Origin of the sequence: Shewanella basaltis, from assembly GCF_023283885.1 — a bacterium.
In the GTDB taxonomy this organism is placed as follows: Bacteria; Pseudomonadota; Gammaproteobacteria; order Enterobacterales; family Shewanellaceae; genus Shewanella; species Shewanella basaltis.
In genome coordinates, this window is the sequence record NZ_JAKILA010000002.1 from 146,846 (window position 1) to 173,085 (window position 26,240).

Genomic DNA, 26,240 nt, shown 5'->3' on the forward strand with positions numbered 1-26,240 from the left:
TGTAAGTAAAAAATGCCCCTGCCAAATCTAATTTGGTAGGGGCATTTTTTTCAATCACACCACATCAGGTTAGCTTGTTTTAATTTCAACTTCGCAGGCAATTGAGTTGGCAATAAAGCAGTTTGCGTGCGCTTTTTCATGTATTTTTTCTAGGGTTTCTTGGTCAACCTCAACACCTTCAGCAAAGGTGACGATTGGCTCAAGAGTCATTTTGACTACAGCAATTTTGCCAGCCTCATTTTTACCTAAATCGGCGGTGGCATTGTCAACATAGCTCAACACAGGCAATCGTTTTAAATGGGCAATGGCTAAAAAGGTCAGCATGTGGCACGACGATAATGCCGCTAATAAACTTTCCTCTGGGTTTACTTTTTCAGCATTACCTTTGTATTCTGGCGCCGATGATGCCTCGATGGTTTGCCCTGTGCCAAATTTAACTTGGTGATCGCGATTAAATTCACCTTCTTCGCTAGGGGAAGATTGCCAATTTACCGTTGTTTTAAAGCCCATTCTGTACTCCTAAAGCCACTTATGTGTGGTATTTATCATGACTTAATATACCGTTTACTGTCAGAGCGAAGGTGAGTAAAGCGATGACTTATTCAACACCAAGCTAGGCTAAATGTCCATGTGTTTGCTGTAAAAAATACTGCTCAAAAAACCCCAAAGTGTGTCGAAATAACAACAGTCAATCGTGTCTAAAAAAGCAGGGGTTGCCTTGCTCATTCAGCGTCATTTTCCGTTGCCGTTAAATCTTGATTTGTTATCAAATTGTAATGAATACGTATGCATCGTGTTGTGTGTTATTCGAGCTAATGTCTAGTATATCGGGATAATAAATGTCCGATATTACGGTTAATTGACGCGGTATAACTGAGTATTGGATCGCTAATAAGTCGATATGGTGAAGGAAAAACCAATGCTCAAAAGTAAACCCAGTGTATTAGCGTTAGCATTAGCTACAGCCGGTGTGAGCGTGATGTTCATGGCCTCTGTTGCTTCTGCAAATGATGCTCAGCAGGCCATTAAAGCCAATCCAACCCAAGAGTCAATTGCAGTTTTAGCGGCTGACAAGCCAGAGGTTAAAACAGAGATAACCGCAGATGATAACCAAGAAATTGAGCGAATTTCGGTAAAAGGCTATAGCCGAAGTTTGATTGACTCGCTTAATTCAAAGCGCTTTGGTGATACGGTATCAGAGCAGTTGTCGGCCGATGATTTAGGGGCATTACCTGATGTGTCAATGGCAGATGCACTTACTCGCTTGCCGGGTATTTCTGCGGTGAGGACCGGTGGTCAAGCGGCTGAAATTAATATTCGTGGCATGTCTGGTGGTTTTGTTTTTTCAACCTTAAATGGCCGCGAGCAGGTATCGACTAGCGGCTCTCGTAGTATAGAGTTTGACCAATACCCCTCAGAGTTGATCAGCTCTGCAGCGGTATACAAATCGCCTAAGGCATCGCTTATTGAAGGCGGTGTCGCGGGTACGGTTGAACTACAAACCGTCAGCCCATTGAGCATTGATAAAGACCACAGTTTTGTGGCCAATGCACGCGGCATGCATAACGACCGAGCCAGTGAGGTGTTTGGTGCTGAAGAATACGGCAGCCGTTTAAGCTTTTCTTATCAAGGTAAATTTTTAGAAGACACCCTAGGTGTTGCAGTCGGTTATGCTCGTCTTGAACAGCCAAGTGTTGCCACTCAATTTATTGGTCTTGCTTACAACGATTCAAAAGAACTCGACGGCGTAGCAAACGACAGCAATGGCCCCGTCGACAACCCTGATTTTGAATACATCAGCGAAGGCTTTGAAATGCAGCACCTAGGTGGTGTTGAAACGCGAAATGGTTACATGGGCGCGATTGAATGGGCGCCAGTCGATAACTTTATCCTGAAAGCCGATGCGTTTATGTCACGTTTTGACAGTGAGTCATTTGCGCGAGGATTTCGAGCAAAGCTGGGTGGGCGTAATGCCAGTGTGGCCAATCCAGTGTTTGATGGTAACAGTGTCATTGGCGGCACATTTAACCGCACCTCAAGAAGTTATACCCGCGTAGAAATCGTTAACGACGACAACCAGGATTTTGATGAGGTCAACAGTTTTGGCATTAATGCTGACTGGCAAGTTACCGATCGCTTAAACGTGAATGTTGATGTGTCATTATCGTCTGCAAAAAGTGATTTTCGAAATGGTTTGCTGTGGTCAAATGTGGCGGTTGATGCCAATGCTGACACGCCAATATTTGATGAGAATGTGTCAATTAGCTATTTGCTTAATGGATTAGATTTGCCAGATATTGGTTTTAATCAGGCTGATGCATTTTCAGACATTAATCGTGTCATGGTGAGTAAATACGGTATTTATCCTTTTGTAAATGAAGATGAAGTGAAAGCCTACCGTATCGATTTTAAATATGATTTAGACACTGATTTTATATCTAGTATTGAGTTTGGTGCTCGTTTTTCTGATCGTACCTACTCAAACGACCGCTCGGTATTTGAATATGGCAACGATGGTGCATTTTCTAAGTCAGAGCCGCCACTTAAATTGACCGAGGACATGACTACCGTTGTCGATTGGCAAGGGGATTTTAGTTATTTCCCTTCCTACTTAGCGATTGATTTGGATGCGGCACTCAATGCGTGGTTTCCAAATGGTGTACCGCAACCTGTGCAAACCTGGGGTAATGCCGATGGCGTTGTCGACCCTCATGGGTATACCACCAACTACTCTTGGACAATGTTACAAAGTGGAGAGGTATATGAAGAGGTGTTGTCGGCATACGTGATGGCCAATATCAATACCGAAATTGGCGGTTTGCCAGTGACAGGTAATATTGGTGTACGTAGGGTTGACACTGATCAGTCAGCCACCATGCTACAAAATGTCGACGGTGATATTAATCTAGGTGCACAAAATATTGCAGACAGTGTCGGCATTATTAACCAAAACTACGTTTCAACCGTTCAAGGTGTTAGTTACACCGATTATCTTCCATCGCTTAACATAAACGTTAACATTACCGACGATTCACTGATTCGTTTTGCGGCAGCTAAAGTAATGTCTCGACCACCGATAAACCGCCTCGCCGGTGATATTAGTGCCTCAGTTTCAGATGATGGGAAAATTAATGGTTCAAGTACCAATAACCCATTTTTAATGCCGTTTTATGCTGATCAATATGACTTATCTTATGAGCGTTACTTTGACGAAGGCGCCTTTGTTGCTGCGGTATTTTATAAAAATATTGATTCGTTCATTGACACGATAGCCATTGAAAACTTTGATTTTAAGGCCAATGGTTTTAACGTGCCAGATTACATTATTGACGAAGAAAGTGGTGAACAAATTGCGACCACAAATGGCACCTACACCACCGCGGTTAACAATGCCAAAGGCGGTTACATTCGTGGTGTAGAACTGGCTTACACTCAAGTGTTTGCGTCTCTTCCTGAGCCCTGGTCTGGTTTAGGGTTTAATGCTAGTTATTCGTATACCGAATCAGAGGTGCAATCGATTACCAACCTAGGTGGCGACACCACCACACAAGACTTACCCGGTTTATCAAATAATGTGGTCAGCGCCACGCTATTTTATGCTTATGACCGTTTCGAAACCCGTGTGAGTGCAAGGTATCGCGATGAGTTTGTATCTGAGCAAGTAGCGATTAATGAGCAAGTTGTTAATTTTGATGCCGAAACCGTTATCGATTACCAAGCCTCGTATCAAGTCACTGAAGGGCTCGGTCTGCTATTTCAAGTCAATAACCTTACCGATGAACCCACTAAGAGTTATTTCGGTAATCAACAAAAAACCGGTACTTTGCAATATTTTGGCCGCGAATTTTATTTGGGGTTCACTTATGCCATGTAATCAATATGCGGGTTTACAACTTATAACAACAATTAAAAATCATCAGCTTGCCAACAGGCAAGATGCGAGAGGGAGAAGCCAGTCATGATGACCAAATCAACAATGTCTTTGCTGAGTGTATTGGCACTGAGCATGACCGTACTAGTGGGCTGCGGTGGCGACTCGTCTGCCCCAGGCGAAGTGTTACTAACCTGTAATGTGCCAAATGTGCCTAATGCTGCAGGTACAGAATGTGTCGCGCCGCCGCCATTGAGTTGCCCAGCGCCAAAGTTCCCTGACGCTAAAAACGAAAGCTGTATTGTTGGATATAACCCAGACTTACCGGTACCAGTGGTATTGGCGGGACCAAATCAAGCCGTGTTGTATTACAACCGTATAAAAGATAAAGACAACAGTAGCAGTAATCCTAATTACCCAGGCTATAAACTTCATACTTGGAACAACGACACTTGTGATGCCTATGCACCGCCATTTGACTCAAGCGATTGGGCAAATGGTCATCCGTTTGATGGCATCGACCCCAATTATGGCGCATATTGGGTGATTAATTTAAAAGACGGTTACAGCGACTGCGGTAACTTTATTATTCATGTTGGCACTGAAGGTTCAGGTAAAGCATTGGGCGACGCCGACTTAATCATGAATCTTAAAGCTTACGAAGATGACACCGCGCCAGAAGCACAATTTAATCGGGTTAACTTTACCATTCATGGTGAAGCTGACGTATACGATTACCCTATTTTAGACGTTGGATTTGCTATCGACGGTGCAAGTGCGCATTGGTTAGATAAACAAACCTTAGTGTGGAATGAACCTACCGACGGCATTGCCAAGTTTGTGTTGCACCATTCAGCTACGGCAGGCATCGAGGCCGACAACGATGGCAACATCAATGGCGCACAAATGGAGTTAACTGAAACCGAGTTAAATGACAACCTAAAAGCCCGAGTGCCTCATCTTGCAAGCTGGCCAGCTTACCAGATTGATTTAACTGCCGAACAAGCTAAAAAAATGGCTAAAGAGCAGTTAGTGCTGGTGGCATACGACAGCGACAATAAACCAGTGGCTGCAACCTATGTGCAAGCAGCAAAAGTATTAGACGATTTATACACAACAGACGACAACGACGCCGATGAAGCCGATTTAGGGCTGATATACGATGGCAGTAACATCAATGTCAATGTGTGGGCGCCAACGGCTTTGTCGGTTAATCTAAAAGTATTTGATGCCGCTAAAAAGCTGATTAATACCCATGCGATGACCGAAAATACCACCACAGGGATTTGGTCTTACCAAGGTGAGATGAGCTTAGATCGTCAATATTATCGTTATGAGGTGAAGGTTTATCATCCATTAACGAAAAAAATTGAAACCCTAGAAACCACAGATCCATATTCGCTTAACGTATCGACTAATGGCCGTTACAGCCAGTTTATTAACCTCAGTGATGACGATCTAAAACCTAGTGGGTGGGACGGTCATGATATTCCGACCGTTGAACACCCTGAAGATATCGTGATTTACGAAGGCCATATACGTGACTTTAGTGCCCGAGATGAAAGCACTTCGGTGGCTAATCGTGGTAAGTATCTCGCCTTTACTGAATCGGGCAGCGCCCCGGTTGAGCATTTACGAAAACTGGCAGAAACCGGTGTCACGCATTTTCATGTGTTACCCACAACAGATATCGCCACCATCAATGAAGATATAACAAAGCGTATTGAAATCACTGATACCTTAGGCAAGTTATGCACTCAAATTGCTGATGCGGCAAATGCCTGTAAAACCCAGGACAAAACCGCCACCATAGCCTCAATTTTAGCTGACTTTTTACCCGGCTCAGCAGATGCGCAAGCACTTGTTGGCGCGCTTCGCAGCTATGATGGTTTTAATTGGGGGTACGATCCACACTACTTTATTGCACCTGAGGGCAGTTATGCATCAAGCTCAGAAGGCACAGCGCGTGTAAAAGAGCTGCGCGCAATGAACCAAGCATTACACGAGCTTGGCTTACGGGTTGTACTTGATGTGGTATATAACCATACGAGTGCTTCAGGTCTTTGGGATAACTCAGTCTTCGATAAAGTCGTTCCTGGTTATTACCACAGATACAACGAAATCAGCGGTAAAATTGAAACCTCAACCTGTTGTGATAATACCGCAACAGAACACCGTATGATGGATAAGTTTGTGACCGACTCAATGGTTATTTTGGCCAAAGAATATGGCTATGATGGTTTCCGTTTTGATGTGATGGGTCACATGCCTAAAAGCAGCATTCTTGCGGCGCGTGATGCAGTGCAAGCGGTCGATCCTGATAACTACTTTTATGGCGAAGGTTGGAATTTTGGTGAAGTTGCCGACAATCGTTTATTTGAGCAAGCCGTTCAAGCGAATATGGCAGGCTCTGAAGTTGGGACATTTAATGACCGAATTAGAGAAGCCGTTCGTGGAGGAGCACTGTTTGCCACAGAGCAAAAAGATGACTACTTACGCGATCAAGATACCTTACGCCTATCCATGGCAGGTAACTTACAACACTATGTATTAAAAGACTTTAATGGTAATTCAGCCAAAGGCAGTAGCTTTAGCTGGAACAGCCAACCAACCGCTTATGCACTTGATCCTGCCGACAGCATAAACTACGTATCTAAGCACGATAACGAAACCTTATGGGATATTTTACAATATAAACATGATGTTGGTTTGTCGCTTGAACAGCGTGTGCGGGTGCAAAATATTGCTGCCACTATTCCGCTAATGAGCCAGGGCATTGTGTTTTTACAAATGGGTGGCGATATGCTGCGCTCCAAATCAATGGATCGTAACACCTATGATGCCGGAGATTGGTTTAACTGGGTCGACTTTACCAAAAACAGTAATAACTGGAACGTAGGCTTACCATTAGCACAAGATAACCAAAGCAAATGGAGCCTCATTAGTGGTATTTCAGCAAACCCAAATGCATCTGCATCAGCCTCTGAAATTGAATTTGCATCAGCGGTATTTAACGAGTTTTTAGCCATTAGACATGCCAGCAAGCTGTTTAGATTAACGACGGCGCAAGACATTATCGATCGGGTTGGTTTTCACAATATTGGAAAAAACCAACAGCAAGGTGTGATAGTCATGAGTATCGACGATGGCCTAGGCCTAACGGATGTCGATCCAAGCGTTGATGCTGTGGTAGTGATGATTAATGGCAGTGATGAAGCCAAATCACACACAATTACCACAGCCAGCGGTTTTAGTTTGCATGCAATTCAACAGATGTCTATTGATAGCAGAGTACAACAAGCCAGTTTTACCCAAGGAGATGGCGAAGGAGAATTTACGGTACCGCCTTACACAACGGCTGTATTTGTTAAATTACAAGGCGATACACAAGGTGAGGGATTAAAAGCCAACGCAACAGCGGGTGCTCCTGATGTTGTGCCATTTGGCAGTACAGATATCTTTGTGCGCGGCGACATGAACGGCTGGGGTGAAGTCGATAAGTTGACCTATGTTGGAAATGGTGAATACCGCCTTGCTATCTCGCTTACCGCCAATAGTTATCAATTTAAAATTGCCTCAGCCGACTGGAGCACAGTTGATTTTGGCGCGGTATCGAGTGATGTCGCCGTTGTTGAAGAAAATATTGCTCATTTGCTGCTAGCAAAAGGGGCTAATATGACCTTTACCGCAAGCCGTGATGCAACCTATGTGTTCTCGCTCAATGTTGCCGATAAAGCAAACCCTGTATTGTCTGTGTATAACGAAGAGCCATTTGTCGATACCCCGGTGTTTTTACGCGGTGATATGAATGGCTGGTCTACCGACAATGAAATGGTTTACCTTGGTAGCGGTATATACCGAGCTGAAATCATGCTTAGCGCAGGCACTAAAGGCTTTAAAGTGGCCTCAAGTGACTGGGACACAGTCGATTACGGTAGTGCCGATGCTAATGGGGCTGTTGAGCTTGGCATTGACAAAGTGCTTGCCGTCAAAGGTGGCAACTTGAGTGTCACAATCGATACCGATGCAATATACAGTTTTACCTTTGACATGAGTAATCGCAGCGAGCCGGTATTAACCATCAATAAAACCGAGATGTTTGCAGGCAATACTGTGTTTATCCGTGGTGGCATGAATGGCTGGGGCGAAGTTGATGCTTTAGTGTATCAAGGATCATCAGTGTATCACGTCGATATTGCCCTTGCTGCGGGAAATAATGAGTTTAAAATTGCAACCGCAGACTGGTCTACCGTCGATTTTGGTGCCATTGCGGGTGATACAGTGGTAACACAGGGCATGCTAAAAACCTTAGCTAAAAAAGGCGCTAACATGCTTTTTGATGCCCCAAGTGCTGGCACGTATCGCTTTACGGTAATAGGCCCTAGTGCCGAGTCACCCACATTAATGGTGACTAAGCTAAACTAGGGCTTGTTGATCTTTGCTGGTTGAATTGTGTTCGAGTTAAAAACGTGTTAATCGAGGCGAATGGATTGTAGCCTAGTCACCTAAGCAACTTTTTATTTTTAAAGCATTGTTCAACAAAGAGTAAAACGTTTTTAGCCGAACCCTGTTGGCAGCGTTTGTTGGTCATTTTTACTGCGTTATCGACTTTTTATGTAGAATAACTACACCTCAAAGTCTCTGCCGCGCACTTGTATATGAGTAATGGCCAACAATTCGCTGCAAAAACAACCTTGAAAGATCAACAGGCCCTAGGTACAGCGCAGCAATTGTTGCGCTGTTAAAAATACGAAACCCAGCAAATGCTGGGTTTCATGTTAATGGCGACAAGGCATGTATTATACCATTCCGCATTAATAAGTGACCACTCAGAATGCGTCCAGCGGTTTTTGATTAAGGCGTCGCTATGTAGTAATGGTTGTTCCCTTTCAAATAGCGAGAACGCAGAGCAAAAGCCGCTGGGGCATTCCTTTCAGGCGAGTTTTAAAAGGGCTTATACTGCGTTGCATGACTTCGAAAGAGAATAACTATTCATTCAGTCATTCGCCTTGTTTAAGCCCTTTTAAATTCTCGCTGAGAGATCACTTGCTAACGCGGAATGGTATTAGGCCGCGTCAGTGGTGAGCTGAGTGATTAACTCTGCGATGGTTGCTGGGTCTTGCGCGCCAGACACTAAATACTGTTGATTAAAGACTATGGCGGGTACGGCTTGAATCCCACGGCTTATCCACAATTGCTCTTCTTGTTGAACCGTTTTTTCAAATCGCTTGTCGGTCAGTACCATACGGGCTTCTATTGCATCTAAGCCTACACGGGTGGCCGCTTCAACTAACACTTCAATATCATCTGGGTTTTTCTGCTCGGTAAAGTAGCTTGTAAATAATGCCAGTTTGAGTTCAGTTTGCTTGCCGGAGTCGGCTGCCCAATACAATAACTGGTGCGCAAGTAGGGTGTTGTAAATGCGTGATGAGTCAGAAAAGTTAAACGTAAAACCTAAATCGGCTCCCATTTGCGTGAGTCGTTGACGATTTTGTGCGCTTTGTTCTGGGGTTGAACCGTATTTTTCGGCAATGTGTTCGCCTAAATGTTGTCCATCTGGCCCCATTGCAGGATTCAGTTCAAATGGGTGCCATTGCAGTGTGACATCTAAGTCGTCAAATTGACTTAATGCTTGCTCAAGACGGCGATAACCCACGATACACCAAGGGCACATGACGTCTGAAACGATGTCGATTTGCAGTGATTTTGTTGCCATGCTGGCTCCTATAAATGATTAATTCGACTTAATTTAGCTAAACCTAAAAAAATTAAATTGCTATATTTGCTTATAAATTAACTGCTTTTAGCGGTTAATTGATGGGTTTATCACCATTTGTGTAAACAACACAAAAGTTGCAACCAATGGGGCTAAAAATGTGTCTATACTTAAACAGTAATCTGATGTTTAATCAATGTAAGGGTTAGGTCGATTTGATATAGCCCATGCAAGATGGTTTTAACACTATTGGTCTTGACGCACACATCACATGATCAATTTAACCACTTGTGATATTACCCACATGCCCCATGTCTAATAATGTAAGCATGCATTTGTACAACGATGTTATTTATGTCAGCATGCAATAGAACCACGCGATATATTTGGCAAGTAAAATTCTGTTAAGGACAATCTATGAAAATAAATCTTTCTGGTCACCATGTTGATGTTACTGATACTGTCAAACAACACGTAGAAGAAAAATTCGCTAAAATAGCTAGCCATTTTCCCACGCTTATTTCGCTAGACATCATTATCGCTAAAGAGCATGGTGAATTTGATGTTGAAATTCGAACCAACTATGAAGGAACTCGAATTGCTGCAAAAGGTAATAATGCAGTTATGTATCCGGCTATTGCAAGCGCCGCTAAAAAGTTAGATGCCTCACTTAAACACCGTAAAGGCCAATTAAAAGCAGATTTACACGACAAGCCTGATGTTACGGCGCCTGAAATCGCCTATGAAAAAGTCCAAGAGATGGACCTTCGTTAAACCGTGATTTTACCCGGTCTCTCCCATAAAAAACGCAGCTCAATTGCTGCGTTTTTGTTGTGTCATTACTGATTCATTGGTAATGGTATTAAACCGTCGATTACTCTTCGTCAATCTCAGCGTTGTGGTAGATGTTTTGCACATCATCACAGTCTTCTAGCGCGGCGATAAACTTATCGAACGTCTCAATGTCTTCACCTGAAATGCTTGTCATGGTTTGAGGCACAAAAGATAAGTTTTCTACTTCAAATTCTATTTCTGGGAACGCTTCTGTGAGTGCGGTTCTAATGTTGTTAAACTCAGTAATAGGAGCAAAAACACTGATCATGCCATCTTCTAATTCAACATCAGTAACGTCGATTTCAGCCATCATCAGTAACTCTAAAATGGCTTCGTCATCTTCACCTTTAAACACAAACACGGCTTGGTGTTCAAACATATGGCCAACAGTACCTGGGCTACCTAATTTGGCGTCATTTTTTACAAAAGCCTGGCGCACCTGAGTAAATGTGCGGTTACCATTGTCGGTTAAGCAGTCAACAATCACCATGCAACCACCTGGGCCGAACCCTTCGTAACGTGCAGTATCATAGTCTTCACCGCCACCGCCGCGTGCTTTTTCAATTGCACGTTCAATCACATGTGCTGGCACTTGGTCTTTCTTAGCGCGCGAAATTAAGCTGCGTAATGCTAAGTTGCCATCAGGGTCAACGCCGCTTTGCTTGGCGCAAATGTAAATTTCTTTACCGTAGCGCGAATAAAGTCGAGTTTTTTGGCCTGCGGTTTTAGCCATTGATTCTTTACGGTTTTGGTATGCTCTGCCCATCTTGATCTCGTTATATTTCGGAAATGGAGGTCGTAAAAGTGTTGCCGATTCTAGCAGGAATAAGCCGATGTGTTTAGGTGCAGATCATAAATATTGTTGAAATACTACGGATACTGCGTCAATCGTCTTTGCTTTTTACACTGTATTGCTTTGTGAGTTTGCTCTAAATAGTCATATTTACACATCAGATGTGTTATGTTTATGTATCAAGTTTGCTCAATCGATAATACAATTTAACTATAAAGTATCGATAAACGTAAACATATAACAATAAAAAGAGAAAGGACTTCTCTGTGACAAAATCATGGATTTAGTCGGATGCTATGTCCATTTATTCTGAGTTGATATTGATATGTACACCAATCAATATCATTTCTACACTTATATAGTTTGTTAGAAATGAGAGTCCTAATATGAATTCTGAATCTGCTGATGCAGGCCAAGTTAAAAGTGCAACGGTTACCGTGCTCTTTTATGAAGCTCCCGCAGGCCTTGAAATGCACAATGCCGTGCTGACAGATCTTGATGTGAGCAAAACGGGGCGTGTCATGATCCCTGAGTCATTTCGTCGTGGTAAGTCAATTATTGCGGTACTTGAAGGTGAATGCACCATACTCAATGCATTAGGTGAGCGTGTTTATTCGCAGCGCACTGTAGGCTAATGTAGCGCTGGCATTGTTAAAATAAAAAAGACGCTACGGTGTCTTTTTTATTGCGCAAAATCATTTGCTCAAGCGCAGTACTGATGAATAACAGATGTATTGATAATGCTAACAGTCAATGTGCTAACCCACACCACTTTCATGCTAATCACCCTAAAGCGAGCGACATGCGATTAGCCGCAATAGTATGAGATAAAGCACGGTTTGACGTGTGTTTGTTATTTAACCTCAACTCTGGATAACAAACGCCTTTCAAGCAGTCCTTTGCCTTCCTCACTGCGTTGAATTAACTTGCAATAGGCTAGCTATTGACGCGTTAATTCGCCTTGTTAGCAAAACAAATCACAAGCTTGACAGTGGATTTTAGTCAATCTATTGATTTATATCGTTATCAATACATCTCTTATCCAGAGTTGAGGTTATTTAGGTTATCAAGTCGTGTAACAGTTTGTCAGCTAATGGTTGTAGCACGTCAATATTGGCCTGCGTGCTGGCGACGGTGCGTAAACCATAAATCCCCATCACTAAATATTGTGCTAAAAAATGACTGTCGCTGTGTGGTGATATCAGTTGTTGTTTTTTTGCTGTATCAAATACCTGCGCTAATTCTTGGTGCCATGATTGTAAAAAATGACATGCTAATTGTTTAATTTGCTCGTCTTGTTGGCCCATTTCACTTAAAGACTTAGTGAGTAAACACGATTGCGTGGCATCGCAGCTTAAGCCTTCTTGCACTATTAAGGCTAAATAGCGACCAAGGTTGTCAATGGCTGAGCGGTCATTGGCAAATAACTGCTTAAACTGCTGGCTGCGATCATGTTGATATTGCTCAATAGCCGCAATAAATAGCCCCTTTTTATTTTCGAACGCGCAATAAATCGACCCCGGATGTAATCCCGTGGCTTTAGTGAGATCCTGCATGCTGGTGTTAGCGTACCCATTTACCATAAAGGTACACATCGCAGCTCGCAGAACTTTTTCTTTATCAAATTCAGCGTGTCTCATATTCGGTTACTTCAGATCAACAACAAAGCGTGATAACTCATATCGCTTGAGTCTAACTAAAATTGAACTAGTATTCAAAATTTACTTGAATGTGCATTCAATTAAGCTTAATCTTGAATGTATATTCAAGAAAGGAGATCGTCACATGACGGCCAATTTATTTACCCCCTACAAACTCAATGACACCCTAACACTATCAAATAAGATTTTAATGGCACCATTAACGCGTTGTATGGCAGACGATGACTTGGTGCCGACACAACAGGTTGCTGATTATTATGCGCGCCGTGCAGAGGCGGGTCTTATTATCAGTGAAGCGACCATTATTCGCCCAGATGGTCAAGGTTATCCAAATACTCCAGGCTTATATACTCCCGCGCAAATTAATGGCTGGCGGGTAGTGACAGACGCTGTACACAAAAATGGCGGTAAAATATTTGCGCAACTTTGGCATACGGGCCGCGTTGCTCACCCACATTTTTTTGGTGGTGGTGATGTACTGTCTGCTTCTGCACAAGCGGTAGAAGGCACTGTGCCGAGAATGCGAGACTTGGTTTACCAAACCCCTAAAGCAGCAAGCCTAGAAGACATTAAGCAGTTAGTTGCAGATTATGCACAAGCGGCTGCAAACGCAATTGATGCAGGGTTTGATGGTGTTGAAATTCATGGTGCCAATGGCTACTTAATTGACCAGTTTTTACACCACGACAGTAACCGCCGTGACGATGAATACGGCCAAACGCCTGAAAACATGTCTCGCTTTGCACTTGAAGTCGTCGATGCTGTTATTGCACGCATAGGCGCTGATCGCACCGGTCTGCGTGTGTCTCCTGGCGCATATTTTAACATGGCTGGTGATGCTCGCGACCGTGCCGTATTTGATTACCTATTACCCGCATTATCACAGCGTCAGCTTGCATTTTTACATGCAGGTATTTTTGATGACTCAATGCAGTTTGACTATCTTGGTGGCAGTGTTTCAGCTTACATTCGCAGTGTTTACACTGGCACCCTAGTGGGGGTGGGCAGCTACACCGCAGAAGCCGGTAGTGCAGCCATTGATGCCAATAAGTTTGATTTATTAGCCATAGGTCGCCCATTCATTGCTAATCCCGATTATGTGGCAAAGGTGCGTAATGGCGACGAACTGGTGCCTTATGCTGAAACCATGTTGGCAGAATTAATTTAAGGTTTTTGTTGTTTGCTTAACCAGTGTTTATTAATGCAAGTTGATACGACACGGTAAGCGTTTTGTAGGAAGCTATGTTGTGATTTCGCCAGAAACATAACGTAGAGCTAAATAATCAACCCCAATTTGTGTTTTTTAGCATCCGTCTTGGCCACAGCTTTTGCTGTGGTCTTTTTTTTTCCATAAATTTGTCTCCCTGAGTGCTGTCTATTACTATGTCGGCAATTTTAGGCACAGAGAAGCGCTATGCACACACTGCAACAATTAAATGATGGTTTATTGTACGGACAAACACGAGTCAAAATTGCCCAAGGACTGAGTGAGTTTCCAGTTAAATTATTTGAGTTAGCAGATACGTTAGAAGTGCTTGATTTAACCGACAATCAATTGTCGTCGCTTCCTGACAACTTTGCTGATTTGCATCAATTAAAAATCTTGTTTTTGTCGAATAACCAGTTTGAACATTTACCCGACGTACTCGGTCAATGCCCTAATTTAGACATGATTGGTTTTAAAGCTAATCGCATTAAACAGGTATCAGACGCATCAATTCCAAAACAAACTCGATGGTTGATTTTAACCGACAATCAAATCGAACAACTGCCAGACAGTTTAGGCCAGTGTTATCGTTTAGAAAAACTCGCGCTGGCCGGTAATCGACTTACCTCATTACCGGCAAGCCTGGCTAATTGTCACCAGCTGGCATTAATCCGTTTGTCTGCCAATCAACTTCCTGCACTGCCAGATTGGTTATTTAATTTACCTAATCTGGCGTGGCTGGCTTTTTCTGGTAATCCATTTAGCCATGTTGAGCATTGTGAAAATACTCGCGTGCCAACCATCACCTCAGCCCAATACACGTTAGGTAAATTATTAGGGCAGGGAGCGTCTGGGTTGATATACCAGGCTCGATTAATCCCTGAGTTACTGCCAGCCACCTTATCAAAGTTTGCCAATAGCCATGTTGCGATAAAAATGTTTAAAGGCATGGTGACCAGTGACGGTTACCCAACTGATGAGCTTGATTGCTGCCTTGCAGCAGGTGAGCACCCTCATTTAATTAATGTAGTGGCGCAAATTAACCAGCCAGATCAATTGGGGTTAGTGATGGAGCTAATACCTGCTGACTACACTAATTTAGGGTTACCCCCCTCATTGCAAACCTGCAGCAGAGATACGTTTACCCAAGGAACACAATTTACAGGTAAACGTATTATGCAAATAGCCACTCAAATGGCCGATATTTTAATGCACCTGCATCAAAACGGAATTAGCCATGGCGACATTTATGCACACAATATAATGATAAACCCTCAAGATAAGGTGCTATTTGGCGACTTTGGTGCAGCATCTAATCTCAACCAATTTTCGCAAGAGCGTAAACAGTTAATGCAGGCCATAGAGGTTAGGGCATTTGGGTGTTTGCTTGATGATATGCTTAATCTTATTGAGGGTAACTCAGCAGATCAGGCACAACGCATACAAGCTGTAAAGTTAACCCAATTGGCACAAGACTGTATGCAAACTAATGTGGCGAGTAGACCCTGTTTTAATGCTATTTGCCAACAATTAGCCAGTATGCAATAAGCGTAATTTGAGCAGCATTAAGGTAATTAATTAGTCAAATTATAGCCTTTAACGACACACTAAATTATAATCAAATTATCATGTATTGGTTAAAGGCTCGCTCATTGTGGAAAATAAAACCGCCCGTTTTACTGTATTAATGGACCCGCTAAAAAAGCAGGCATTCGAACAATTGTGCGCCGCACAAGATCTTACCCCCTCGCAAGTGACTCGTCAGCTTATTCGTGAATACCTTGAAAAACACGATGTCAGTTTTGGTGACAATCAAGGCCGACCTAATCCTCAGGTTAAAAGCTAATTTATCGTTTTTAACCCTAATCGTGAAACCACTTTGCGGCTTAGGCTAGTCAATTTGTGATAATGACATTATAATACTATTACAATTTAGTTGGGGTGGTTGTGATTATCACCTCATACCAATAGAAAAAGCTTTTATAACAATGCATTGGTGCCTTAGTGTTGGTTTATTTAAGCTAAATATACAGAGAATGAATTTATGAGTGATGTCATCCCTCCATGCCCTAAGTGTGAATCTCCTTATGCTTATTCAGATGGTACGTTATTAATTTGCCCAGAATGTGCCAATGAATGGAACCCAAATGAAGAAGTCGTTGACCCAGATGCCATTATTTTAAAAGATGCTGTGGGTAACCTATTGGCAGAAGGTGACAAAGTGACATTGATTAAAGACCTTAAAGTAAAAGGGACATCACTTGTGCTTAAAGTCGGCACTAAAGCCGTGATTAACCGCTTTGTAGCAGGCGATCATGATATCGATTGTAAAGTTGATGGTAACGGCCAAATGATGTTGAAATCGCAGTTTGTAAAAAAACAAAGCTAAGCGATTAACCTAATTGTTATAAGTGACTATTAATCAGCTTCAGGCTGATTAACAAAAAATCCCCGCTGGCAACAATGCCATTGGGGATTTTTTATGGACGCCAGTTCAAGTCCCGCCGCCCCATATGACTCCACTTCTGGGAAAGCCGTTAATAATCTATAAACTTGTTACTTTTTAGGATATTTTGAGAAATGCTAGGTGCTAGGTGCTAGGTGCTAGGTGTCTAGTGGCGATACTCAAATGAAATCACTTCTATGACACGCGGTAAACCCATCCCTGGGCGCTCTACGAAAACAACCATGTTTTCGAAGGTCATAGCCGCGATTACATCTGCCGTTCAGTTATCTTCGATTTAACCTGGTGAGTAATCAAAAGATCTAACGCATTTTTGGACAAAAGTTTGTTAGAGTGTTTTCGTGAATTAGCAGTTCACGGATAACTTATAGTACCAAAGACATACTCTCAGTCTTATAAGCTACTAGAATGTGATCTGTTCCAACTACCGTAGACAGACTTCAAAACACCTAACTGAATTTAATCAACTCTTTCAGCAGGTATACTTGCTTTAACTGTTTATCGAGCGCGTCTTCATACTCTTGTATTTTGGAACTTGTTATCGGCAGATCTAATAAACTCTTAATGTCATCATCGAGCCTTACTTTTAGCATGATTTTGAGAATGAAGAATATATAGTGGCGGATATAGCTATATAGCATATATGCATACTCTTCAGATTGTTCGAACTGCTCCCCACTATGGATCGCAATATTTCTCTTTTGCCTCAAGAGCTCAAGATCTTGATTTACAATAAACTTATCTTTGAACAGAACAAGTGTTCTATTGATCGTTGTCGTGTAGTTGTCTTTTTGAGTAAAAGTAAGTTTTTCCAATAATGACCACAAACTCAGAAATGCCTTTTGCATATCATTTGTCTCTAGCGCATCAGTCAAACGACCAAACACTGTCTTAAAGAACCTGTATCGGTTGCTCTTAAGGATTGTTTTGTGCAACTTCCTAAAGTGTTTACAAGCATCTTTAAAACTTTGGTCATAATGATATGTCGGGCCTTCTTGTGAAAAGTATGGCTCATACCACCTCAATTCAGTTGCTAATGAACCATCAGGATTGAACAGATAATGCAGAGGGTACTTTCTCACTTTGCTTATAGGATCTGTCATTCCAAAACTCTGCCTACGACCGCCTGAAACGAGATAGTGATTTATTACACCTAGGAAATAGTTCAACTCTTCCAGCGCTAAATTCGCTCCAGAATGGAAACACCTTGCTGACACTTTAACAACAACCCAAGAGAATGATCCAGAGTTGATATTGGGGTATGTCTTTTCAGCATGTCCAAAGTCATAATCAGACTTAAACGTCTTTGGAAAGCCCTTTGATATAGAAATCTCGGCTAACTCTGTTCTGATCTTCAAACGGGATTTCAAGCAATTGACGCTAATTCCAGTGACTAAGCAGAAATCTTTAAATGGCTTAGCTAAATACTTTGCTTCTTCTTGTTTAAGTATGCCAGAAACAAAACCACTATTCAGTTTGCCTTCATCAGCAGATTTAAAAATAGCAATAGTCAGTGCTTGATCTCTTACATTATTCGGGAAGTCGCCAAATTTAATGTTTTCTCGGAGAAGGCTCATGTAATGGCTAAACTCAAAGCTATCAAATGAAGATTTGTAGTTCTGTTGCGAGATCTTCATAATAGAGCTTTGGTTTGATTGACACTGAGATACGCGACTAATCAACTCCTTAGCTGTAGCATCATCCTTCCATATAGACTTAGCCATTATCTGCTCCAATATAAATCAATGCTTTATATTACATCTTTGATATTAATAATTGCTAGAGTTCTCTAACAACATTAACTAAATCAGAAAATTATTATGAAGTGGTATTGGTAAGGCCCGGCTTCAATAGACGCTAGCCTGATTAGTAAATGTAGGTCAAATTAAAATGTTGAGTATAAATACTCTGGCTTGGAATCGGGCATAAATAAGTTACATGCCCTAAACCATTGCTGGACAAAAACGAGTTTAATGCTTTGCTTGTAATTGGTTGATTCAACTCTGGACTTGAGGACGTTGAAGAAAATGACGTGAGCTGGCCATGGACGGCCAGCTAGCTTTAGAGGGGAAGGGACGCCCCATCTGAAGCGTTAGCATTTTCACTCTTTATTGCAAGATGGGCCGAAGTCGATTACAAACGAGGTTAAAAGCTGGATCAATCCCCATGGTGACCTTTTCGCAGCTGTTGTTTTGTAATAACGAAAATGTTGCGGGGCGGCTGGGCCAATTCTTTTATAAAGAGTAAAGAGGGAACAGCCGTTGGTTTCCTCTTGGTCTGGTGTGGGCGAAGCGCCACGACGTTAGTGGCCGCAGGCCATGATCCCCTTTTGGCCCGTGCAGGGTGGAACCTTGCGATTCCATTTCAAACGAAGTTTGAACATCTGTGGCTGTCTCCATTAGACAAAGAAAAAGGGCTTAGCATTGCTGCTAAGCCCTTTCGGTATTTGGTGGAGGCGGCGGGACTTGAACCCGCGTCCAGAAAGCCTACATCCTCGGCGCTACATGTTTAGTCTCTCTTTTATTTAACCAATCAGTCTCCGAAAGACAGGATGCTAATTGGTGAGTCCGGTACTGTTTCGCGGTTCACCCCCGGACGGAGTTCCCTCGCTAGCACAATGTAAGGTGACCATCAAAATCCACTGCCCAAGTGCTAAACGTGTGGCTGATGGCTAGCTAGCCTAAGCTGCTAGAGAGTAGTTAGAGTCGTTTGCAACTATAACGGTGCGGCTTTTTACGAGGCCAACCGCCCCTCGACATGCTCCTTGGGTTTCGTGAATCCTGTCGAATCCAGAATCGCCCCCAATTGCTTCTATCATAACGCGTTGTTTCGCTAATACCTAGAGAGTATTAACAAAATATCATCGTTTGGTTATTATCCGTCCAGTCTGCTTTTTTTCATTACGCGTGACTGTTCAACTTTCCATTCGCGTTCTTTGGTGTCTTCACGTTTGTCGTGATCTTTTTTACCTTTACCTAAGCCAATTTCAACTTTAACCCAAGCGCCTTTGCGCCAGTACATTGATAATGGTACTAAGGTGTAGCCCTGGCGTTCAATTAAGCCAGCTAGCTTGTCAATTTCACTGCGTTTTAATAACAGCTTTTTAGTGCGGATTGGGTCGCATATTACATGGGTCGAAGCCGTGTTAAGTGGTTGAATTGTACAACCATGCATAAAGGCTTCACCTTCTTTAATGTAGACATAACAATCAGCTAGGTTGACTTTACCCATTCTTATTGATTTGACTTCCCACCCCATAAGCTGCAATCCCGCTTCTATTTTGTCTTCGATGCGATATTCAAATGTTGCGCGCTTATTACGTGCGATGGTTGCTGGGGCATTTTTTGCTGATTTTGAATTCTTTTTTACCATTGTGTTTACCATTTTGATTGTCGCGTGGCTCTTAAACGAGGGGCGGACAGTCAGCAGTTAGCCCATTTAAAAAACGCTATTATATTAATGTGATAAATTACACCATTGCTATAACAGATATGGGGGAAATTTTGTCTATTTCAACGATTATACCCAGTTTATTGCCTATTGTGCTATTAACCATGAGATTTACCGTAACGGCGGATGTCTTTTTTGCTTAACGTGATAAAATCCGTGCATTGTTTTTACTGTAGTGATGTCAGATGCCCAAGATTTCCAAAAGTATGCTGGTAATGTTTAGTGCTAAAGAGATGTATGATTTAGTCAACGATGTTGAGTCATATCATGTATTTTTACCGGGTTGTGTTGGCGGTAAAGTTATCGAGTTTGACGGCAAAACCATGGTCGCGTCGGTTGATGTCAGTAAAGCAGGCATCAGTAAAACCTTTACGACTCGAAACCAAGTGGTTGAAGCGGAATCAATTAAGCTAGAGCTTGAAAACGGCCCTTTTAAATATATGCATGGTTTATGGAAGTTTACCGCATTAACAGAGGACGCTTGTAAAGTTGAGTTTAATCTCGACTTTGAATTTTCAAATAGAGTGGTTGATATGGCTTTTGGTAAAATCTTTAAAGAGTTAATGTCATCGATGGTGATGGCGTTTACCGACAGAGCAAAGGTGATTTATCGTGATAAATGAAGCAGAAAAATTTGCAGTTGATGTCATATACGCCCTTCCTAAACAGCAAAAAATCATCACTGTGATGGTTTCTCCTGGCACCACGTTTATTGAGGCTGTTGTTCAAAGTAATATTGTTAAGTTTTTCCCTGAAATCAACTTAGATGACGTTAAGTTAGGGGTGTTTAGCCGAGTGGCAAAGCATGACGAAGTGCTAGTGCCTGGCCAGCGAGTAGAAATTTATAGACCATTAATTGCAGATCCTAAAGATGTGCGTCGCAAACGCGCTGAGAAAGCTAAAGACGAAGGTCGGATTAATAAGACAACCGGTGCTAAGGTGAGTTAATTGTACTGTTTGAGTGCAAACAAAAAAGCAGAATCTGGTGATTCTGCTTTTTTATTGACCGTGATTATTGCTTAACCTGGTTCATTTGTTTTTTCAGGTTGATTGGTCAAGGTGGGGCGATTTTCTTCCACTAAAGGGGCCGCGTCTGGACGTACTTCAGGGAGTAATGGTTTTAAATCTGCCTCAGTAGCAGAAGGCAACGAACTTAATTCAAGTGGTGTATTAAAGTCACTACTTAATTCGTAATCGCCTGTGACACGAGAGATTTTATCGCCAGTAAAATGAACAATTAACTCTTTATGGGTGATTTTAGCATTACGACCACTTTTAAAATGGTACACATAATACCAAGTATCGTCGGCAAAACTGTCACGTAGTACCGGGCGACCCAAAATATATTCGGTTTGTTCTTTAGTCATATCAACACGAAGCTTTTCAACTTGCTGTGTTTCCATGTAGTTACCTTGAGGGATATCAGGCTTGTAAATTAGCCAATCAAAAGCACTACATCCGCTCATAGTAAGTGAAAGCGCTACTGCGCTTACAAGGGTAAGACGTTGTTTTTTGTTTATCATTGTCTGCGCTACTTCCTAAATTCTGTCGGTCATCATACCCAAGCTGTCCCTATGCTGACAAGGGCCGATTATAAGATGTTGTCGCTTTGAGTACATATAGGCGGTTAAGTTCCCGGTTTTTGTGTGAAAAGTAATCAAACAGATGGCGTTATTGTTATTGAGGTTAATGACGCGTCATAAAGTGTTTATCTATTTAACCTCAACTCTGGACAAGAGATGTATTGATAACGATATAAATCAATAGATTGACTAAAATCCACTGTCAAGCTTGTGATTTGTTTTGCTAACAAGGCGAATTAACGCGTCAATAGCTAGCCTATTGCAAGTTAATTCAACGCAGTGAGGAAGGCAAAGGACTGCTTGAAAGGCGTTTGTTATCCAGAGCTGAGGTTATTTAACGCTCACTTGGGTTTAATGTCGTTACCTGCATATTGACAGGAAAATGATCACAGTAGGCGTTTTTACTAAGGTGATTAGTACGATTACGCTGAGGTTGTACTGATAATGTTTGATAAAGGTTGCTAATACGTTTAATTTAAACGCTAGATTAACAATATTTAGTGTTCTTGGGCGAGGTTAGTACTCGTTTAGTTTTATGATGAAATCAACATAACACATGGCCAATATGACATTACAGCCGCAACATTCATCTATTAATATGACACGTAAAGGGCAATTAATTTGTGTGGGTACTGGGATCCAACTTGCGGGACAAATTGGTGAGTTGAGCGTAAGTTATATTCGCCTTGCGGATGTCGTTTTTTCGTTAGTACCGGACGGCTTTACTGAGCGTTGGTTGGCGTCTCTCAACGATGATGTTCGTTCTTTGCAGGTATACTATGCACAAGCCGATGAAATTAAAAATCGCCGTGAAACATATCAGCAAATGGTTGATGCCATATTAACTGAAGTCAACGCCAATAAAATAGTGGTATGTGCTTTGTATGGTCATCCTGGGGTGTTTTCGTGTGTGTCGCACATGGCCATCGAGCAGGCGAGGTTACAAGGGTTTAAGGCTAAGATGCTAGCGGGGGTGTCTGCAGAAGCCTGTTTATGGGCCGATTTAGGGATTGATCCAGGGCGTTGTGGGCATCAAAGCTATGAAGCAACTCAGTTTATGTTGTATCAGCACCAGCCTGACACCAGCGCCCATGTTGTATTGTGGCAAATAGCGTTGGCAGGAGAGCATACCTTAACGCAGTTTTGTACAACAAAAGCGAAAATCCAGATACTGGTTGAGCATTTAAGCCAGTGGTATAACCCAACACATAAGGTGGTAATATACGAAGCGGCCAATTTAGCAGTGCAAACACCCAGAATTGAGTGGATAACACTGGCAGAATTAGTCAATGTACCGTTAACGACTATTAGCACCTTGTTAATACCACCGAGTAAAGCATTAACATTAAACAATAAAATGCTAGCTAGGTTAGCGATAACGGAAGCCGATCTTGGCTAATTACGTTTGCGAAAAACACCAAAACTACAAAAATAAGGACATGAAATGTCTAACTTAAGTCAATTTTTTACTCAATTAGGCACTGATGCCGCTTTACTCGAGGCTTATCTGCAAGATCCTCGCGGTGTAATGCAGGCGAATGGCATCACAGATGAAGAAATCGCCGCCGTTATGTCTGGTGATAAAGCATTGATCCGTCAATTAGCCGGAGACGAAGATATGCAAATGTTTCAGATTGTTAGCTCCCCCAGTTAGGTCTATACCGTGCGCATGTGCTTTTGTATACGACTGATTTTTGCAGTGTTACTTTTGGGGTACACGGTATTAGCTTATGCTGATGAAATAGATGAAGAGCTTGATATTATTGAAAGCTTTATGCTTACCGATACTCAAAGTGCCATTGATAAACTCAATGATGTCTTGACGCTGGAACCTGAGTTCTCTGGCGCGCAAAAAAGCCGTTTACATGTGCTGATGAGCATTAAACACATTTATTTAGCTGAATATACTGAGGCCGGTAAAGCTTTAGATCTGGCGTTATCTTTTAATCCTTCCGATGAACTATTAACCCGCATTTATTTGTATAAAGTCACAGTGAGTATCGGGCTTAAAGATTATAAACAAGCCTTTACCCAGTTAGAGGCTAACTTAGCTCGTATTAATAGCTATCAAGATAATAGCATCAAAATTGCCACTTATAATCGCCTCTTAAATGTATATATGGAGCTAGAGGCTTATGATGAAATGTTAAGAATTTCTAAGCTGGCAATGGAGCTTAATCAAGGTAAAAACCCTAAAAACTATTGTTACTCAATGCTTTATAACGCTGTTGCACATTTGCGTTTAAAACGCCTGCCCGACGCAGAAAGCCTATTTGTAAATACTGAGCAATATTGTGCAGAGCATGGTTTTCCGCTGATTGCGGTTATGTCAGTAAGAGGGCGTGGCAATGTGGCATTTGAGCAAGGGGATTATCACAAGGCTGAGGGCTTGTTTTTAGCGTCGTTAGAAGGTTACCAAAAGTTTAAGTTTGAAGTGGAGATAAACGATCTTAACTCTTATTTGGGGATGACTTATTTTTACCTTGGTGATTTTGAAAAAGCCGAAATATTTGCTCAAAAAGTTAATCAATTACCCGTCGCGCCCAATAATATGCTGGTTAAAAAGCGGGCTAATGAAGCCTTATCCCTTATTGCAGGCAAGCGTGGACAATTCGATAAGGCATATCAATACCAAGTTGTGGCTAATGCTTTGAGTTTACAACTCCTTAATGAACAAAAAATAAAAGAAAATGCGTATCAAATGGCTCGTTTTGACAGTGTTGAAAAAAACAGAGAGAACAATAGCTTAATGCAAGATCATGAACTATTGATGAAGCAAAAAGATCTCTTTATGAAAGAGAAAAGTTCGTCAATTATGTTTTCAACCTTGTTGGTTGGTGTCTCTGTTGGCTTACTCTTATTGCTGATCTCTGCATGGTTGCAACGAAACCAATACATGAAACAAGCACAACGTGATGGCTTAACAGGTATTTTTAATCGCAGAGCTGGCCAGGAATTGGCTGAAAACGAGTTTGTTGAAGCACAGTCTGCAGCCGAACCATTTAGCGTACTATTAATGGATTTGGATTTATTTAAAAATATTAATGACCAATTTGGCCATGCCACGGGCGATTGGGCGTTGAAGAAATTCACCTCAGTGGTTGAGGCTCTGTTACGGCCAAATGACATCTTTACTCGTATGGGCGGCGAAGAATTTGCCATATTTATGCCTAAACTTGGCCACCATGGTGCAATGGAGTTTGCTGAACGCTTACGGATTACCGTGTCAGAGATCAATACCCGATACTCTGGACATGACTTTAGCGTTACGGTCAGTTGTGGTGTGAGTACTGCAAATGAAGATGACCTTAGCCTAGACCCATTGATAAAACGAGCTGATTTAGCGCTGTACAGTGCAAAACATAATGGCCGTAATTGTGTTGTTTGTGATGCCGATTCTTTGGTTATACCATTGCGTGTTAATAAGTGATGTTTACCCATTAGGATAAATAAGTGTTCAGAGATTGCGCAGTGACAATCGCCTAGAACAAGGCAAAAATTTCAGTGAACGAGTTGTTCTAACCTCAACGCTGCTAACGAGGTTATAAGTGATGTTAATCAATAAGCATGAGCGCATTGTTGTGCCAATTGGTATCATTTACCGCATGCCATCGCTAATCCCATGCCTCCTAACCCCATGCCATCCTAACCCCATGCACAAATGCTCATTTAGCGAACATAAGCAAGCTTGGCAGCAGGCTTTTGTGGGTATAGGGAGCTACAAAGCTCTTGCGCTGTATTTGGGAGCATTTTCTTTGTGCTGAGTTTCGCGATACTGGCAAAATAGTTAATAGGATCTATTACCCCTCAACCGCAATGCGGGATCTTAAGTATTTGCTTACCAGCTTTAATTTTTCTCTTTCAACCTTATCGTATTCACGAATATACCTTTTATTAGGCGTGTGCTGTCCTGTTTTTATGCACCTTTTTAGCGCTAAAAATTCATGCGTCTAAATACATTTATATGCTTTGTTGAAACAACACTGTAATACCTCAATGCACCATGTGAATGCATCTGCTATACCAGAATAAATAACCTTGCTTCTACCAATAGCGCCATACAATAGATTCAAACTTGAAATTTGCGCTGATAACCAGGCAAATTTACGCGTCAATAGCTCGTCTATTGCAAGTAAATTTAACACCGTTATCAGTGCAAAGCGCTGTTTGAAATGCATTTATTAACCAGTGTTGAGGTTATTAAGCCTATTACCTGCACCATTGTGTGTCTAAAAACAATGTCATGTGCACCAGTTTTGACATTTTTTACATTTTTTTTTAAAAAAATTCATTTATTTTGAAAAAAACCACTCTCTCAATGCTTGTTGATCGGGTGACGTAACTCTCATTTTTAGCGCCTTTTATTCTTTCAAAAATTACCCTTACGTAAACGTAATATTAAAACGCTCGTTTGAATTTAGTGTTCACCGGGGTGTCTTTAAGCTATTGTTTTTTAAATTAAAAACAGCGTTACCTAAAGGTAAGCTCAAAACGTAATCAAATTGTTTAATTTTATGATGTAGACTAAAGTGGTGTAATAGTTTATTTACAACAGGTAGTTAAATTACATGTAAAGTTACCAAGTATGTTTATTGGTAAATTGGTAAGATGAATTGAGTCTTTTTATTTTAGAGTATAAATTCTATTTTATTTATTTATTC

20 protein-coding genes and 1 other RNA gene are annotated in these 26,240 nt (G+C 41.7%); 13 read left to right on the forward strand and 8 right to left on the reverse strand.

Translation table 11 applies throughout. The annotated features are described in order from the left end of the window. Positions 1-69: 69 nt before the first annotated feature. A complete protein-coding gene (locus L2703_RS02440) occupies positions 70-510 on the reverse strand; it encodes an OsmC family protein (protein WP_248969554.1) in 441 nt (146 codons plus the stop codon). A 409-nt stretch (positions 511-919) separates the two neighbouring features. Here L2703_RS02440 and L2703_RS02445 point away from each other — a divergent pair, with 409 nt between their 5' ends. Continuing rightward, on the forward strand, positions 920-3,874 hold the full coding sequence (locus L2703_RS02445) for a TonB-dependent receptor (protein ID WP_248969555.1): 2,955 nt from the start codon (positions 920-922) through the stop codon (positions 3,872-3,874). An 84-nt stretch (positions 3,875-3,958) separates the two neighbouring features. Beyond that, a complete protein-coding gene (gene pulA, locus L2703_RS02450; protein ID WP_248969556.1) occupies positions 3,959-8,296 on the forward strand; it encodes a pullulanase-type alpha-1,6-glucosidase in 4,338 nt (1,445 codons plus the stop codon). A 640-nt stretch (positions 8,297-8,936) separates the two neighbouring features. Here pulA and L2703_RS02455 read toward each other — a convergent pair. Further along, complete coding sequence (locus L2703_RS02455) at positions 8,937-9,587, reverse strand: DsbA family oxidoreductase (RefSeq protein ID WP_248969557.1); 651 nt, start codon at positions 9,585-9,587, stop codon at positions 8,937-8,939. 417 nt (positions 9,588-10,004) lie between these two features. Here L2703_RS02455 and hpf point away from each other — a divergent pair, with 417 nt between their 5' ends. Continuing rightward, positions 10,005-10,361 (forward strand): ribosome hibernation-promoting factor, HPF/YfiA family, encoded by a 357-nt coding sequence (gene hpf / locus L2703_RS02460; RefSeq protein WP_248969558.1) that lies wholly within the window; start codon positions 10,005-10,007, stop codon positions 10,359-10,361. Between the two features lie 100 nt (positions 10,362-10,461). On the opposite strand, the gene L2703_RS02465 is transcribed toward hpf, so the two are convergent. Then, positions 10,462-11,187 (reverse strand): YebC/PmpR family DNA-binding transcriptional regulator, encoded by a 726-nt coding sequence (locus L2703_RS02465; RefSeq protein ID WP_248969559.1) that lies wholly within the window; start codon positions 11,185-11,187, stop codon positions 10,462-10,464. Between the two features lie 413 nt (positions 11,188-11,600). Between L2703_RS02465 and L2703_RS02470 the strand changes: the two genes are divergently transcribed. Continuing rightward, entirely contained in the window at positions 11,601-11,849 is a 249-nt protein-coding gene (locus L2703_RS02470; RefSeq protein ID WP_248969560.1) for a TIGR02922 family protein, read from the forward strand. A 423-nt stretch (positions 11,850-12,272) separates the two neighbouring features. On the opposite strand, the gene L2703_RS02475 is transcribed toward L2703_RS02470, so the two are convergent. Then, the gene (locus L2703_RS02475) at positions 12,273-12,854 is read right to left on the reverse strand and encodes a TetR/AcrR family transcriptional regulator (RefSeq protein WP_248969561.1); all 582 of its coding nucleotides are present in this window, start codon (positions 12,852-12,854) and stop codon (positions 12,273-12,275) included. A gap of 145 nt (positions 12,855-12,999) precedes the next feature. Here L2703_RS02475 and L2703_RS02480 point away from each other — a divergent pair, with 145 nt between their 5' ends. The 4 genes from L2703_RS02480 (at position 13,000) to L2703_RS02495 (ending at position 16,471) form a co-directional block, all read left to right on the forward strand. Then, a complete protein-coding gene (locus L2703_RS02480; protein WP_248969562.1) occupies positions 13,000-14,043 on the forward strand; it encodes an alkene reductase in 1,044 nt (347 codons plus the stop codon). 246 nt (positions 14,044-14,289) lie between these two features. Continuing rightward, positions 14,290-15,630, forward strand: coding sequence for a leucine-rich repeat-containing protein kinase family protein (locus L2703_RS02485; protein ID WP_248969563.1), 1,341 nt, complete (start codon positions 14,290-14,292; stop codon positions 15,628-15,630). A gap of 106 nt (positions 15,631-15,736) precedes the next feature. Next, positions 15,737-15,928 carry a ribbon-helix-helix domain-containing protein gene (locus L2703_RS02490; protein ID WP_188738798.1) on the forward strand — a complete coding sequence of 64 codons (192 nt, stop codon included), beginning with the start codon at positions 15,737-15,739 and terminating at the stop codon, positions 15,926-15,928. A gap of 198 nt (positions 15,929-16,126) precedes the next feature. After that, positions 16,127-16,471, forward strand: coding sequence for a zinc ribbon domain-containing protein YjdM (locus L2703_RS02495; protein WP_188738799.1), 345 nt, complete (start codon positions 16,127-16,129; stop codon positions 16,469-16,471). 524 nt (positions 16,472-16,995) lie between these two features. Here L2703_RS02495 and L2703_RS02500 read toward each other — a convergent pair. From L2703_RS02500 to smpB, 3 genes are all read right to left on the reverse strand, one after another. Further along, a complete protein-coding gene (locus tag L2703_RS02500) occupies positions 16,996-18,270 on the reverse strand; it encodes a hypothetical protein (RefSeq protein WP_248969564.1) in 1,275 nt (424 codons plus the stop codon). Positions 18,271-18,993: 723 nt separating this feature from the next. Continuing rightward, positions 18,994-19,349, reverse strand: a transfer-messenger RNA (tmRNA) gene (gene ssrA / locus L2703_RS02505). A gap of 71 nt (positions 19,350-19,420) precedes the next feature. Then, on the reverse strand, positions 19,421-19,918 hold the full coding sequence (gene smpB / locus L2703_RS02510) for an SsrA-binding protein SmpB (RefSeq protein ID WP_248969565.1): 498 nt from the start codon (positions 19,916-19,918) through the stop codon (positions 19,421-19,423). 263 nt (positions 19,919-20,181) lie between these two features. Between smpB and L2703_RS02515 the strand changes: the two genes are divergently transcribed. Continuing rightward, on the forward strand, positions 20,182-20,619 hold the full coding sequence (locus L2703_RS02515) for an SRPBCC family protein (RefSeq protein WP_248969566.1): 438 nt from the start codon (positions 20,182-20,184) through the stop codon (positions 20,617-20,619). After that, positions 20,609-20,944 (forward strand): RnfH family protein, encoded by a 336-nt coding sequence (locus L2703_RS02520; RefSeq protein WP_248969567.1) that lies wholly within the window; start codon positions 20,609-20,611, stop codon positions 20,942-20,944. The genes L2703_RS02515 and L2703_RS02520 overlap by 11 nt, the downstream gene beginning before the upstream one ends. Before the next feature lie 71 nt (positions 20,945-21,015). On the opposite strand, the gene L2703_RS02525 is transcribed toward L2703_RS02520, so the two are convergent. Further along, positions 21,016-21,519, reverse strand: coding sequence for an outer membrane protein assembly factor BamE (locus L2703_RS02525; RefSeq protein WP_248969568.1), 504 nt, complete (start codon positions 21,517-21,519; stop codon positions 21,016-21,018). A gap of 625 nt (positions 21,520-22,144) precedes the next feature. Between L2703_RS02525 and L2703_RS02530 the strand changes: the two genes are divergently transcribed. From L2703_RS02530 to L2703_RS02540, 3 genes are read left to right on the forward strand one after another with little or no spacing between them, the layout of a single operon-like run. Next, complete coding sequence (locus L2703_RS02530) at positions 22,145-22,978, forward strand: SAM-dependent methyltransferase (protein ID WP_248969714.1); 834 nt, start codon at positions 22,145-22,147, stop codon at positions 22,976-22,978. A 45-nt stretch (positions 22,979-23,023) separates the two neighbouring features. Continuing rightward, complete coding sequence (locus L2703_RS02535) at positions 23,024-23,233, forward strand: hypothetical protein (protein ID WP_248969569.1); 210 nt, start codon at positions 23,024-23,026, stop codon at positions 23,231-23,233. A 45-nt stretch (positions 23,234-23,278) separates the two neighbouring features. Continuing rightward, the gene (locus tag L2703_RS02540; protein ID WP_248969570.1) at positions 23,279-25,009 is read left to right on the forward strand and encodes a diguanylate cyclase; all 1,731 of its coding nucleotides are present in this window, start codon (positions 23,279-23,281) and stop codon (positions 25,007-25,009) included. Positions 25,010-26,240 lie beyond the last annotated feature (1,231 nt).